At 68.4% G+C, this 13404-nt stretch carries 9 protein-coding genes; 5 read left to right on the top strand and 4 right to left on the bottom strand.

Annotation, left to right across the window (positions count from 1 at the left end; genetic code table 11):
* The first annotated feature begins 72 nt into the window (after window positions 1–72).
* Window positions 73–3006: an MMPL family transporter gene (locus MKCMC460_RS03670; protein ID WP_238305314.1), complete on the top strand. Its 2934-nt coding sequence runs from the start codon at window positions 73–75 to the stop codon at window positions 3004–3006.
* A 131-nt stretch (window positions 3007–3137) separates the two neighbouring features.
* Here MKCMC460_RS03670 and MKCMC460_RS03665 read toward each other — a convergent pair whose 3' ends face one another.
* Entirely contained in the window at window positions 3138–4277 is a 1140-nt protein-coding gene (locus tag MKCMC460_RS03665; protein ID WP_236980131.1) for an AI-2E family transporter, read from the bottom strand.
* 130 nt (window positions 4278–4407) lie between these two features.
* On the opposite strand from MKCMC460_RS03665, the gene MKCMC460_RS03660 reads away from it, so the two are divergent.
* Window positions 4408–5583: a YbhN family protein gene (locus MKCMC460_RS03660; RefSeq protein ID WP_236980129.1), complete on the top strand. Its 1176-nt coding sequence runs from the start codon at window positions 4408–4410 to the stop codon at window positions 5581–5583.
* On the opposite strand, the gene MKCMC460_RS03655 is transcribed toward MKCMC460_RS03660, so the two are convergent.
* Window positions 5580–6044: a hemophore gene (locus tag MKCMC460_RS03655; RefSeq protein WP_236980127.1), complete on the bottom strand. Its 465-nt coding sequence runs from the start codon at window positions 6042–6044 to the stop codon at window positions 5580–5582. The two genes, MKCMC460_RS03660 and MKCMC460_RS03655, sit on opposite strands and share 4 nt — an antisense overlap.
* A 283-nt stretch (window positions 6045–6327) precedes the next feature.
* On the opposite strand from MKCMC460_RS03655, the gene MKCMC460_RS03650 reads away from it, so the two are divergent.
* Both MKCMC460_RS03650 and MKCMC460_RS03645 read left to right on the top strand, forming a co-directional pair.
* A complete protein-coding gene (locus tag MKCMC460_RS03650) occupies window positions 6328–9261 on the top strand; it encodes an efflux RND transporter permease subunit (protein ID WP_236980125.1) in 2934 nt (977 codons plus the stop codon).
* Window positions 9258–9779, top strand: a complete 522-nt coding sequence (locus tag MKCMC460_RS03645) for an XRE family transcriptional regulator (protein WP_236980124.1) — start codon at window positions 9258–9260, stop codon at window positions 9777–9779. Before MKCMC460_RS03650 ends, MKCMC460_RS03645 begins: the two co-directional genes overlap by 4 nt.
* A gap of 3 nt (window positions 9780–9782) precedes the next feature.
* Here the strand turns inward: MKCMC460_RS03645 and MKCMC460_RS03640 are convergent, their stop codons facing one another.
* Together MKCMC460_RS03640 and MKCMC460_RS03635 are read right to left on the bottom strand one after the other, a co-directional pair.
* Window positions 9783–10472, bottom strand: coding sequence for a hypothetical protein (locus tag MKCMC460_RS03640; RefSeq protein WP_236980122.1), 690 nt, complete (start codon window positions 10470–10472; stop codon window positions 9783–9785).
* On the bottom strand, window positions 10469–11170 hold the full coding sequence (locus MKCMC460_RS03635; protein WP_236980120.1) for a hypothetical protein: 702 nt from the start codon (window positions 11168–11170) through the stop codon (window positions 10469–10471). Before MKCMC460_RS03635 ends, MKCMC460_RS03640 begins: the two co-directional genes overlap by 4 nt.
* Window positions 11171–11212: 42 nt before the next feature.
* Here MKCMC460_RS03635 and MKCMC460_RS03630 point away from each other — a divergent pair, with 42 nt between their 5' ends.
* Complete coding sequence (locus MKCMC460_RS03630) at window positions 11213–13198, top strand: M13 family metallopeptidase (RefSeq protein WP_236980118.1); 1986 nt, start codon at window positions 11213–11215, stop codon at window positions 13196–13198.
* The last annotated feature ends 206 nt before the right edge of the window (window positions 13199–13404 follow it).

Raw genomic sequence — 13404 nt, 5'->3', positions numbered from 1 at the left:
CGAGCGTCGGAGAAAATCGAAAAGCAGTGCAGTTCAATGCGTGGGTCGCTACAGATCCGGTGAGGAGCATACGTGTTCGCCTGGTGGGGTCGAACTGTGTACCGACTGCGGTACATCGTAATCGGGGTCACGGTGGCGCTGTGCCTGGGCGGCGGCATTTTCGGGCTCAGCCTCGGTAAGCACGTCACGCAGAGCGGGTTCTACGACGAGGGCAGCCAGTCGGTCAAGGCCTCGATCCTGGGCGACGAGGTCTACGGGCGCGACCGCACCGGCCACATCGTGGCCATTTTCAAGGCTCCGGACGGCAAGACGGTCAACGACCCGGCGTGGTCGAAGAAGATCACCGACGAGCTCAACCAGTTTGTGTCCGACCACCCCAAGCAGGTGCTCGGCTGGGCCGGCTACCTGCGCGCCCCGGACAGCACCAGCCCGGTCATCAAGGGCATGGCCACCGACGACAAGCACTACACGTTCGTTTCCATCCCACTCAAGGGCGATGACGACGACACCATCCTGACCAACTTCAAAGACATCGAACCCGCGCTGCAGAAGCTGGACGGCGGCACCGTCCAACTGGCCGGGCTGCAGCCGATCGCCAGTGCGCTGACCGGCACCATCGCCACCGACCAGCGCCGCATGGAGGTGCTGGCGCTGCCGCTGGTCGCGGTGGTGTTGTTCCTGGTGTTCGGCGGCGCGGTCGCGGCCTGCCTACCGGTGATGGTCGGCGGCCTGAGCATCGCCGGCTCGCTGGGCATCCTGCGGTTGATCGCGATGTTCGGGCCGGTGCACTTCTTCGCCCAGCCGGTCGTGTCGCTGATCGGCCTGGGCATCGCGGTGGACTACGGGCTGTTCGTGGTGAGCAGGTTCCGGGAGGAGATCGCCGAGGGGTATGACACGGAGTCCGCCGTCCGCCGCACGGTGATGACGGCCGGCCGGACGGTGGTGTTCTCGGCGGTCCTGATCGCCGCGTCGGGCGCCAGCCTGCTGCTGTTGCCGCAGGGCTTCGTGAAGTCGCTGACCTACGCCCTGATCACCGCGGTTTCGCTGGCCGCGATCCTGTCCATCACGCTGCTGCCGGCCTGCCTGGGTGTGCTGGGCAAGCATGTCGACGCGCTGGGGGTGCGGACCGCGTTCCGGGTGCCGTTCCTGCGGAACTGGAAGGTGTCGCGGGCTTACCTGAACTGGCTGGCCGACCGGCTGCAGAAGACCAAGACCCGCGAAGAGGTCGAGGCGGGTTTCTGGGGCAAGCTGACGAACTTCGTGATGAAACGGCCGCTGGCGTTCGCCATCCCGATCGCCTTCGGCATGATCCTGCTGTGGATCCCGCTGGGCAACATGTCGCTGGGCGGCATGAGCGAGAAGTACCTGCCACCGGACAACCCGGCACGCCAAGCTCAGGAGCATTTCGACCAGCTCTTCCCCGGCTACCGGACCAATCCGCTGACGCTGGTGATCCAGTCGACCAACCATCAGCCGGTCACCGACCAGCAGATCGCCGATGTCCGCGCCAAGGCCATGTCGATCAGCGGTTTCATCGAGCAGGACAACAACCCGGCCAACATGTGGCAGGAACGGTCGCAGGCGCCGGGGGCCTCGAAGGACCCGTCGGTGCGGGTGCTGCAGAACGCGTTGACGAACCCGGCGGATTCGGCGAGGAAACTCGCCGAACTGCGGTCGATCACGCCGCCCAAGGGCATCCAGATCTTTGTCGGGGGTACGCCCGCGCTGGAGCAGGACTCGATTCACAGCCTGGTGGACAAGGCCCCGCTGATGGTGATCGTGCTGATCACCACCACCATGTTGCTGATGTTCCTGGCGTTCGGATCGGTGGTGCTGCCGATCAAGGCGGCGGTGATGAGCGTGTTGACGCTCGGGTCCACGATGGGGATCTTGACGTGGATCTTCATCGACGGGCACGGCGCCGGACTGCTGAATTTCACACCGACGCCGCTGATGGTGGTGATCATCGCCCTGGTGGTGGCGGTCGGTTACGGCCTGGCCACCGACTACGAGGTGTTCCTGGTCTCCCGCATGGTCGAGGCCCGGGAGAACGGCATGTCCACCCAGGAGTCGATCCGGATCGGCACCGCGACCACCGGGCGGCTGATCACCGCGGCCGCGCTGGTGCTGGCCGTGGTGGCCGGGTCGTTCGTGTTCTCCGACCTGGTGATGATGAAGTACCTGGCATTCGGCCTGATGGCGGCGCTGCTGCTGGACGCCACCGTGGTCCGGATGTTCCTGGTGCCGTCGGTGATGAAGCTGCTCGGCGACGACTGCTGGTGGGCGCCGCGCTGGATGCGGCGCCTGCAGACCCGCATCGGCCTCGGCGAGATCCAGTTGCCCGACGAACGCAAGCGACCGGTCAATAAGGCGCGGCCGCCGGTGACGGCCGGGCTGGTGGCGGCGACCCCGCGGGCGCCGCACGACCCGACGCACCCGGCGCCGCTGCCGCGCCCGGCTGGTCGGCCCGAGCTGGGCTCCGCGTCCAACGGCCCCGCGGGAGGTCCGCCGGCGCCGGTTCGGGCTCAGCCTGCGAGTCAGCCGGCGGACGCTCCGACGACGCGTCTGTCGGCTCCGCAGAGCGGCGCGCCGCGCAACGGGCCCGCAGCCTCGGCGGCGCCCTCCGCGCCGACCGCACCCTCGGCGCCGTCGGCACCCGCCCCGCCGACCGCGCCGCTGCGGGCTCAGACGCCCAAGACCGCTCCGGCGCCGAAGACCGCTCCGCCGGCCAAGACCACTCCGCCGCCCTCCGCGGGCGAGACCAACAAGATGCCCGCCGCGGGCGGCCGCTCGGCCACCAAGCCGGAGCCGGGGGACCCGGCCGACAAGACCGCTGCCCTGCCGGCCCAACGTCCTGCCGAGAACGACTCCGATACCGCCACCGAGAAACTCAAGGCGCGCGACATCCAGGACGAGAACGCGGTGGACCCCGGGCGGCGTCGGCGTACCGGCGGCGGCGGACTGTCCGCGCAGGATCTGTTGCGCCGCGAGGGCCGCCGCATCTGAGCTGGCGGACGTCCCTTCGCTGCGCGCCCCCACGCCGTGAGCGGCCCCAAAATGCCGTCCAAAAGCGCCGTGGACCGTACATTTGCGGCCGCTCACGCCCCCTGCTCGCGCACGCACGGGGCGCAGCGAGGTCAGTCCTCGGCCACCGCGTGGGGTTTGTCGGGCTGGGCCGCAACGATCGCGCCGGTCTCCCCCTCCGCCTGCTCCTCCGCCTCGGCCTCGGGATCCTTGGCCAGCAGCACCTGCATAGCGTTGTTCAAAAACGCCACAGTCGGCACAGCCAGCAAAGCCCCGACGATCCCGGCCAACACACCGCCGGTAGAGATGGCCAGCACCACAGCCAGCGGATGGATCGACACCGCACGCCCCATCACCAGCGGCTGCAGCACATGCGCTTCGAGCTGGTTGACCACGATCAGCAAGCCCAGGGTCAGCAGCGCATACACCATGCCCTTGGCCAGCAAAGCGACCACGACCGCCAGCAGCCCGGAGATCAGCGCACCGATCAGTGGCACGAATGCACCGAGGAACACCAGCGAGGCCAGCGGCAGCGCCAGCGGCACACCCATGATCGCCAACCCCGCACCCACCCCGGCGGCGTCGGTCAGCGCAACCAGGAACGTGGCGCGGATGTATCCGGTCAGGGCGCCATATCCGGCCTTGCCGGCCTCGTGGACCCGGTCGCGAACGTGCGCGGGCACGATCTTGGAGACGTACTCCCAGATGTTGCGCCCTCCGTAGAGGAAGAAGATCAGGGTGAACAGCACCAGCACCGCCCCGGTCGCCAGCTCGGTGATGGTGGCCGCGGTGGACAGCGCACCGCTGGTCAGCTTGGCCTGGTTGTTGCGCAGCGCCTCGATCGCGGAGTTGCCCGCGTTGTCGATCTGTTCGCGACGCAGGTGCGCTGGGCCCTCGATCAACCATCGGCGGGTGGAGTCGATGCTGTGCTCGACCTGGGTGACCAGGTCGGGCAGCCCGACGATGAACTGGCTGACGACGAACGTCAGAATGCCGCCCAGAATCGCGAAGCCGGCCAGCAACACCAGCGTCACCGCCACGCCGCGCGGCACCCCCCGCTTGTCCAGCCAGTCCACCAGCGGCATCAGCAACGCGCTGAACATCAACGCGAGCAGCACCGGAACGACGATGACCTCGAGTTTTTCCACCACCCACAGCAGCGCCACCCCGGCCGCCACAATGACCAGCAGCCGCCACGACCAGGCCGCGGTCTTGCGTACCAGTGGGCTCACCGCGTCGTCGTCGACAGACATGCGGCAAGACTATCCGGCCGGCTGCACCGGCAAACCCGCCCGGCACGATCCGGTTACGACCCTGGAACGACCCCGACACGTCGGCGACGTGCGTCGATGGGACCGCGGCACGCGCGGTTACCCTAGTTCGATGTCACCGGACGCCGTGGCCCGCAAGCTCGTGGCTTGGTGGCCGAGCACGGTCGCACGCAGCAGCGCGGCGGCCCCGCGCGGCAGGTACTGGTGGCTGCGCTGGGTGGTGCTCGCGGTGGTGGCCATCGTGCTCGTCGTCGAGATCGCGCTGGTCCGCGACCAATTGGCCAAGGCGTGGACTAGCCTGTTCGAGGCCAAGTGGTGGTGGCTGGTCGCCGCGATGATCGCCGCCGCGGCGTCGATGCACAGTTTCGCCCAGATCCAGCGCACGCTACTGACCTCGGCCGGCGTGCACGTCAAGCAGATGCGTTCGGAGGCGGCGTTTTACGCCGCGAATTCACTGAGTACCACGTTGCCCGGCGGCCCGGTCATCTCGGCGACGTTCCTGTTGCGCCAGCAGCGCATCTGGGGCGCCTCGACGGTGGTGGCGTCGTGGCAGCTGGTGATGTCGGGGGCGCTGCAGGCGGTGGGGCTGGCGGTGCTCGGGCTGGGCGGCGCATTCTTCCTGGGCGCCAGGAACAACCCGTTCACGTTGCTGTTCACCCTGGGCGGGTTCGTGGTGCTGCTGCTGTTGGCGCAGGCGGTGGCGTCGCGGCCGGAGCTGATCGAGGGCATCGGCGTCAAGGTCCTGTCGTGGGTCAACTCGGTCCGCGGCAAGCCCGCCGACGCCGGTGCGGCGAAGTGGCGCGAGATCCTGATGCAGCTCGAGTCGGTGAGCCTGAGCCGTCGCGATCTGGGGGTGGCGTTCAGCTGGTCGTTGTTCAACTGGGTCGCCGACGTCGCCTGCCTGGGCTTTGCCGCGTACGCCGCCGGTGACCACGCGTCGGTGGCGGGTTTGACGGTCGCGTACGCGGCCGCTCGCGCGGTCGGGACGATCCCGCTGATGCCGGGCGGGCTGCTGGTGGTGGAGGCGGTGCTGGTGCCCGGCCTGGTGTCGTCGGGCATGGCGTTGCCCAACGCCATCTCGGCCATGCTGGTCTATCGGCTGATCAGCTGGTTGTTCATCGCTGCGGTCGGCTGGGTGGTGTTCTTCTTCATGTTCCGTACCGAGAAGATCGAATCAGACGATCCGCCAACCGATCCGGGCATCCGGGTGCCGACTTTCGACAGGTTCGACGATCCGGCGGAGACGGCGTTGCAGGGGCCGCTACCGCCCCCGGAGGGCGCTGTCTAGCCGTTGTTGGGTTTGGGGCCGGGCAGCGGCCCGCCCCCGCCGAGCGGGCTGGCCGGCGTCCCCGCCGCCGGAGTCCCACCGCCCGGCAGCCCACCGCCTTGGGCCGCCTGGATCAGGCTGAGCGCCTGCGGCAGCGTGATCGGCAGCTTGCACTGGGTGCCCAGTTTGTTCAGCGGGTTGGCCAGCCCCTGCAGGTCCAGCGCAACCTTCGGGTTGGCCTCGAAGTAAGCCTTCAGCGTCGCGGCCGACTGAGGCCCGGAGGGCTCCCGCATGGCCGCCGTCAACGCCTGGTTGGTGTCCGGGTGCGAGTCCAGGTAGTCGCCGGTCTGCTTGGCGACCGTGCCCACGGTGCGGGCCACTTCGCTGGCCGCGCAGGGATCGGGCGCGGCCGACGCCGCGGGCGCACCGAGTAAACCGCCCGTCACGGCCGCCGCGGCGACGATCGCACTGATTGGCTTCATCGGATAACTCCTCCAGGATTCGCACAGGATTCGCACGATGCCGCCGGCCCAAGCCCGCTGACGCCCGCGCGGCCAATCGACATCCTGCCATCCGGTCCACCGCCTCGCCATTTCGAAGCCCACGTTCCAGCCCAGGTCACAGCCGCGATCACGACTTCACAACGATCCCGTCGATCGGCTGTCCTCGCAGCTCAGGAACCGATAAGCAGGCTTAGACGCCAGGAGTAGGCTCGCGGGCAGGCGCTGCGCAAGAAATACGGGGAGTCGAGAAATCCAGCAGTTCATGATGCGGCTGAGCCGCAACCTGCGCAGGTTTCGCTGGTTTGTTTTCACAGGCTGGCTGCTCGCGTTGGTTCCGGCGGTGTACCTGGCGATGACGCAGTCGGGCAATCTGACCGGCGGCGGGTTCGAGGTTGCCGGATCCCAGTCGCTGGCCGTGCACGACCAGCTGGCCGCGCAATTCCCCGACCAGGGCGCCTCCCCGTTGGCGCTGGTGGCCGCGCCCCGCGCCGACGCCACCTACCAGGACATCGACGACGCGGTCGCCGAGCTGAAGCGCATCGCCGGCGAGTTGCCGGGCGTCACCGAGGTGCCCAACCCCACCCAGCGTCCGCCGCAACCCGACCGGCCCTACGTCGTCACCTTGCATCTCGACGCCCGCAACCCCGGCACCAGCGACGTCGCCAAGAAGCTGCGGCAGCGGATCGGCGTGCAGGACGACCGGTCGGGCCAGACCGCCAACGGTCGGGTCCGGCTCTACGTCATCGGCCAGGGCGCCCTGTCCGCTGCCGCGGCGGCCAACACCAAGCACGACATCGCCAAAGCCGAGGAATGGAACCTGCCGATCATCCTGATCGTGTTGCTGGCGGTCTTCGGCTCGCTGGCGGCCGCGGCGATACCGTTGGCGCTGGGCATCTGCACGGTCGTGGTCACCATGGGACTGGTCTATCTGCTGTCCATGTCCATGACCATGTCGGTGTTCGTGACGTCGACGGTGTCCATGTTCGGCATCGCGCTGGCCGTCGACTATTCGCTGTTCATCCTGATGCGGTTCCGGGAGGAACTGCGTACCGGCCGGCGGGCGCCGGAGGCGGTGGACGCGGCGATGGCCACCTCCGGGCTGGCGGTGGTGTTGTCCGGGATGACCGTCATCGCCTCGCTCACCGGCATTTACGTGATCAACACCCCGGCGCTGAGGTCGATGGCCACCGGCGCGATCCTGGCGGTCGCGATCGCGATGTTGACGTCGGCCACCCTGACGCCGGCGCTGCTGGCCACCTTCGCCCGGGCCGCGGCCAAGCGGTCGGTGCTGCTGCACTGGTCGCGACGGCCGGAGAGCACGGTGTCCCGGTTCTGGACCCGCTGGGTCGGCTGGGTGATGCGCCGACCGTGGATCTCGGCGTTGGCGGCCGCGGCCGTGCTGCTGGTGATGGCGGCGCCGGCGACGCAGATGGTGCTGGGCAACAGCCTGTTGCGCCAGTTCGATTCCTCCCACGAGATCCGGGCCGGCGTGGCGGCGGCCGCCCAAGCGCTGGGGCCGGGCGCGCTGGGGCCGATCCAGGTCCTGGTCGCATTCCCCGACGGGGACGCGACGGCGCCGGAGCACACCGCGGTGGTCAACGCGGTCCGGCAGAAGATGACGCAGGCCCCCGACGTCGCCTCGGTGCCACCGCCGGTCTTCGCCGAGGACAAGAACAGCGCGCTGCTGTCGGCGGTGTTGTCGGTCGACCCCGAGGACATGCGGGCCCGGCACACCGTCGACTGGATGCGCCACGAGTTGCCCGGCGTCAACGCCGACGTCGAGGTCTCGGTGGGCGGCTCGACGGCCCTGATCAAGGACTTCGACAGCCGCGTCTCCGAGACGCAGCCGCTGGTGCTGGGCTTCGTCGCGCTGATCGCTTTCCTGATGCTGCTGATCTCGGTGCACTCGGTGCTGCTGGCGCTCAAGGGCGTGCTGATGACGCTGCTGTCGGTGGCGGCCGCCTACGGCTCCCTGGTGATGATCTTCCAGTGGGGCTGGGCTCAGGCGCTGGGTTTTCCGCATCTGCCCTCGATCGACAGCACGGTGCCGCCGCTGGTGCTGGCGATGACGTTCGGGTTGTCCATGGACTACGAGATCTTCCTGCTGACCCGGATCCGGGAGCGGTTCCTGCAGACCGGTCATACCCGGGATGCCGTCGCCTACGGTGTCAGCACCAGCGCACGTACCATCACCAGCGCCGCGCTCATCATGATCGCGGTGTTCTGCGGGTTCGCGTTCGCGGGCATGCCGCTGGTCGCCGAGATCGGCGTGGCGTGTGCCGTGGCGATCGCCGTCGACGCCACCGTGGTGCGATTGGTCCTGGTGCCGGCGCTGATGGCGATGTTCGCCAAGTGGAACTGGTGGCTGCCGGGCTGGCTGGGCCGGATCCTGCCGTCGGTCGACTTCGACCGGCCACTGCCCGACGTCGACCTCGGCGGTGTCGTCGTCATCCCCGAGGACATCACCGCGGCGATCGCGCCCAGCGCCGATCTGCGCATGGTGATCAAGTCGGCGGCAAGGTTCAAACACCTTGCGCCCGAGACTATTTGCGTTGCCGACCCGTTCGCCTTCAGCGGCTGTGAACGCACCGGCGCCGATCAGGAATCGGCGGAAGTGCAGACCGAGACCTTGGCGGTGGCCTCGGGTCCGGTCGGCAGGGTCGGTCTGGCCTACCGCAGCGGGATCGCCAAGGCGATGGCGTGGACCGATCGGCCGGTGCACCCGGTGACGTTGTGGCGCGGCCGGTTGTCGGTGGCCATCGACGCGTTGGACCGCAAAGGCGCGAGGGGCGGTCCGAGCTACCGGCGGCGCAGTCCGGTGGAGACGACCAACGTTCAGCTACCCACCGGCGACCGCCTGCAGATCCCGACCGGCGCCGAAGCGCTGCGTCTCAAGGGCTACCTGATCATGAGCCGTAACAGCAGGCGCGACTACGCCGATTTCGCAGACATGGTGAAGGTGATGGAACCCGAGGCCGTTGCGGCGGTGCTGGCCGGGATGGATAACTATTACTGTTGTCAGCCTGCCGGTTCGCAGCGGCACGGGATCGCCACTGAGCTGGTCCGCCGGCTGGCGGATCCGGACCCGTCAGACCTCGACGAGGTGGAGCCGGAGCCGGATGGGCAGGCAGACTGGGAGGAAGTGAGACAGCGCTGCCTGTCAGTGGCTGTGGCGATGTTGGAGGAGGCGAGGTGACGTTGGCTGCCGACCAGCGAAAAGCCGCGCCCGCTCCGCACGGCCGGGGACGTGCACGGCAACCCGACGCGGTTCCCGGTGCCGACCCGCAGCCGGTCGAGTTCTGGTCCACCGCGGCCATCCGCTCGGCGCTGCAAAGCGGCGACATCGGTACCTGGAAGCGCATCGCCGCCGCACTCAAGCGCGACCCGTACGGCCGCACTGCACGTCAGGTCGAGGAGATCCTCGGGGGTTCCCGCCCGGTCGGCATCGCCAAAGCGCTGTGGGAGGTTCTTGATCGGGCCCGCGCTCACCTGGAGGCCAACGAACGCGCCGAGGTGGCCCGCCACGTGAATCTGCTGATGGACCGCTGTGGCTTGGCCCAGCCGGAGTTCGCGTCGCGGATCGGCGTGTCCGCCGACGATCTCGCCGCCTATCTGGACGGCAGTGTCAGCCCGTCGGCGTCGTTGATGATCCGGATGCGCCGGCTGTCCGACCGGTTCGTCCGGGTGAAGAACGAGCGTCCGCCCGGCGCCTAGCCCTCAGCGGGCGCTGAGCGGCACCACGTCCTGGACCAGCCAGTCGTTGCCGTGCTTGGTCAACGCGACCAGCAGCGCCACCGGCTGCGCGCTGGGCGGTTTGCCGGGCTCGTTCTGGGTGACCCGCATGACCACTGCGACCCTGGCCGCCGTCGGCCCCAGCGCCTCGACGCCGGCGGCCATCGTGGCGGCCTGCGCCGTCACCTTGCGTTGCACCAGTTCGGCGGTGGTCTTGCCGAATCCGTCTTTGAACTTGGTCGCCTGCTCCGGCACCATCATCGACGCGGCCTTGTCGATGGTGGAGTTCGGGTCGGCGGGCGAGAGCGACGAGATGGCTTCGGCCACCGTGGTGGCTACCTGCACCACCGCCGCCGAGTTCCGTTTGAAGTCGTCGTCTTTGCTGGTCCAGTGGGTGTAGCCGGTGATCACCGCGGCGCACAGCGCCGCGGTGGCCAGGAAGACGACGGCCAGCCGCAGGCCCGGGGCGTCGTCGTCGGTTCCCACGCTGACCGAGTCGCGGCGCAGCAGCCAGAAGTTGACCAGCACGCCCTGCACGATCAGCAGGGCCAGCGCCGTGCCGACCGCCACCCACCACTTGGGCCATTCGAGCACCACTCCGATGCCGCCCAGCGCGGCGATGGCCGCCAGCGGCGCCAGGATGTCGAAGACCGCGAGTCGCCACGCATTTCTCATCGCAGCGACTCCAGCTTGGAGATCATCAGCTTGCCGTCGATCTGCGAGACGTCCAGTCGTAGGTTCCACTGCACCACTTGCGGTTTGCCGCCGGCGTTCTCGGCGACCGAGGTCGCGACGACGAGCACCGAGTCGGTGCGGCTGGCGAATGCGGGCAGCTTGGTCGTCACCACCGGCCGGGGTGAGCCGGGCACGGTGTCCAGGTCGCGGTGCACGGTGTCGATGGCCACTGCTGCCACCTGACCGGCGCTTTTGGCTTGCAGTTTCTGCGCCAGCTTCCGGTAGTCGCCGATGGCCGCCTCGAAGTCGGTGTTGAGGTCGCCGACCGTTCCCTCGTGCAGCCGCTGCAGGCTGGCGTCGAGGTTGCTGGTGTTCATGTTGATCAGCACGGTGGACCAGTCGGTGGCTGCTTGCATGACCCGGGTCAGGTAGGCGCGTTCGCCGGAGTCGTCGCGATGCGTGGTCCAGATGAGCACAGCGAGGACCACGGCTGCCACCGACACCAGGCCCAGCACCGTCGAGGCGATGCCGTAGCCGGAGAACATCGCGCCATCCTCGTCGACGTCCTCCTCTACGGCGCCGTCCTCGTCTTCGACGTCGGTGTCGTCCTTGGCGGCCACCTCCTCGACGTCGGCGGGTTCGACGGCTTCATCGGGTTCGCCCTCCGACGGCTCCGCGGTTTTATCCTGGTCAGGCATGGCCCGATCGTTGCACCCGAAACAAGGTGGAAGGATGGCGGGGTGACAGTAGAGGCCATCCGCTCGGGCATCGACCTGAGCTACGTCGACCCATCCGCCCGCCCCCAGGACGACCTTTTCGGTCATGTGAACGGCCGCTGGCTGGCCGAGTACGACATCCCGGCCGACCGCGCCACCGACGGCGCCTTCCGCACCCTGTTCGACCGGGCCGAGGAGCAGGTGCGCGATCTGATCACTCAGGCCAGCGCGGCCAACGCGGCAGCCGGCACCGACGAGCAGCGCATCGGCGACCTCTACGCCAGCTTCCTGGACGAGGACACCGTCGAGCACCGCGGCCTGCAACCGTTGCACGACGAACTGGCCGTCATCGACGGCGCGGCCAACCGCACCGCACTGGCGGCGATCATCGGTGCGCTGCAGCGCACCGGGGTGGGCGGCGGCGTCGGGCTCTACGTCGACACCGACTCCAAGGATTCGAGCCGCTACCTGGTGCACGTCAGCCAGTCCGGGATCGGGCTGCCCGACGAGTCGTACTTCCGCGACGAGCAGCATGCCGCTGTGCTGGCGGCCTATCCGGGACACATCGCGCGAATGTTCGCCCTGGTGTTCGGCGGCAGCCCGGACGACCACGCCGACACGGCGGCCCGCATCGTGGCCCTGGAAACCAAACTGGCCGCGGCGCACTGGGATGTGGTGAAGCGGCGTGACGCCGAGCTCACCTACAATCTGCGCACGTTCGCCGATCTGCAGACCGAAGGCGCTGGTTTCGACTGGGCCGGCTGGGTGGCCGGACTGGGAACGACGCCGGAAGCTGTCGCCGAAGTGGTTGTGCGCCAACCTGATTACTTCACCGCCTTCGCCGCGCTTTGGGACAGTGAGGACTTCGAGGTTTGGAAGGCCTGGGCGCGCTGGCGGTTGATTCGGGCGCGGTCGCCGTGGCTGACCAAAGAGATGGTCGACGCGGACTTCGACTTCTACGGTCGGCGGCTGACCGGCACCGAGCAGATCCGGGACCGCTGGAAGCGGGCCGTCGCGCTGGTCGAGACGCTGATGGGCGACGCCGTCGGAAAGCTCTACGTTGCAAAGCATTTCCCGCCGGACGCCAAGGCGCGCATCGACAAGCTGGTGGAGAACCTGCAGGAGGCGTACCGGATCAGCATCAGCGACCTGGACTGGATGACCCCGCAGACCCGGGAGCGCGCGCTGACCAAGCTGGCCAAGTTCACCGCGAAGGTGGGCTACCCGGTGTCCTGGCGCGACTACTCCGCGCTGGTCATCGATCGCGACGACCTGTACGGCAACTTCCAGCGCGGTTACGCCGTCAACCACGACCGCGAGTTGGCCAAGCTCGGTGGGCCGGTGGACCGCGACGAGTGGTTCATGACGCCGCAGACCGTCAACGCCTACTACAACCCGGGCATGAACGAAATCGTTTTCCCCGCAGCGATTCTGCAGCCGCCGTTCTTCGACGCCGACGCCGACGACGCCGCCAACTACGGGGGGATCGGTGCGGTGATCGGGCATGAGATCGGGCACGGCTTCGACGACCAGGGCGCCAAGTACGACGGCGACGGCAACCTGGTGGACTGGTGGACCGACGACGACCGCACGGAGTTCGGTGCGCGGACCAAGGCGCTGATCGAGCAGTACGAGGGGTATACGCCGCGCGAGCTCGACGGCGGCCATCATGTGAACGGCGCGTTCACCGTCGGCGAGAACATCGGCGACCTGGGTGGGCTGTCGATCGCGCTGCTGGCTTACCAGTTGTCGCTGAACGGCGAGCCCGCACCGGTGATCGACGGCCTGACCGGCGTGCAGCGGGTGTTCTTCGGCTGGGCGCAGGTGTGGCGGACCAAATCCCGTGAGGCCGAAGCGATTCGGCGGCTGGCGGTGGATCCGCACTCGCCGCCGGAGTTTCGCTGCAACGGGGTGATCCGCAACGTCGACGCGTTCTACGAGGCGTTCGGGGTGTCCGAGGATGACGCGCTGTTCCTGGAACCGCAACGGCGGGTCCGCATCTGGAACTAGGAGTCCTTGCTGCCGCCGCACCTTCGGCGGCGGCCCGCTCCGACCCTCGTTTCGGGCGTGAAACCTGGGCGTCGGGCGTGAAACCTGGGCGCTCGGCGTGAAGCCAGGGCGGGAATCCGTCCGGAATACCGCCCTACGCTCACATTGAAAGCCGTTGATTCACAACCAAAGCCCACGCTTCACACCCCAAGCACAAGGCTTCACAC

Origin of the sequence: Mycobacterium sp. 20KCMC460 (genome assembly GCF_022179425.1) — a bacterium.
GTDB classification, from domain to species: Bacteria; Actinomycetota; Actinomycetes; order Mycobacteriales; family Mycobacteriaceae; genus Mycobacterium; species Mycobacterium kiyosense.
The sequence above is the reverse complement of the archived record's forward strand: the minus strand, read 5'-3'. Positions and strand labels throughout refer to the sequence as shown.

Coding starts and splice junctions, on each gene's coding strand:
- MKCMC460_RS03665 (WP_236980131.1), bottom strand. CDS start 4,277: ATGTCTGTCGACGACGACGCGGTGAGCCCACTGGTACGCAAGACCGCG.
- MKCMC460_RS03660 (WP_236980129.1), top strand. CDS start 4,408: ATGTCACCGGACGCCGTGGCCCGCAAGCTCGTGGCTTGGTGGCCGAGC.
- MKCMC460_RS03655 (WP_236980127.1), bottom strand. CDS start 6,044: ATGAAGCCAATCAGTGCGATCGTCGCCGCGGCGGCCGTGACGGGCGGT.
- MKCMC460_RS03650 (WP_236980125.1), top strand. CDS start 6,328: ATGATGCGGCTGAGCCGCAACCTGCGCAGGTTTCGCTGGTTTGTTTTC.
- MKCMC460_RS03640 (WP_236980122.1), bottom strand. CDS start 10,472: ATGAGAAATGCGTGGCGACTCGCGGTCTTCGACATCCTGGCGCCGCTG.
- MKCMC460_RS03635 (WP_236980120.1), bottom strand. CDS start 11,170: ATGCCTGACCAGGATAAAACCGCGGAGCCGTCGGAGGGCGAACCCGAT.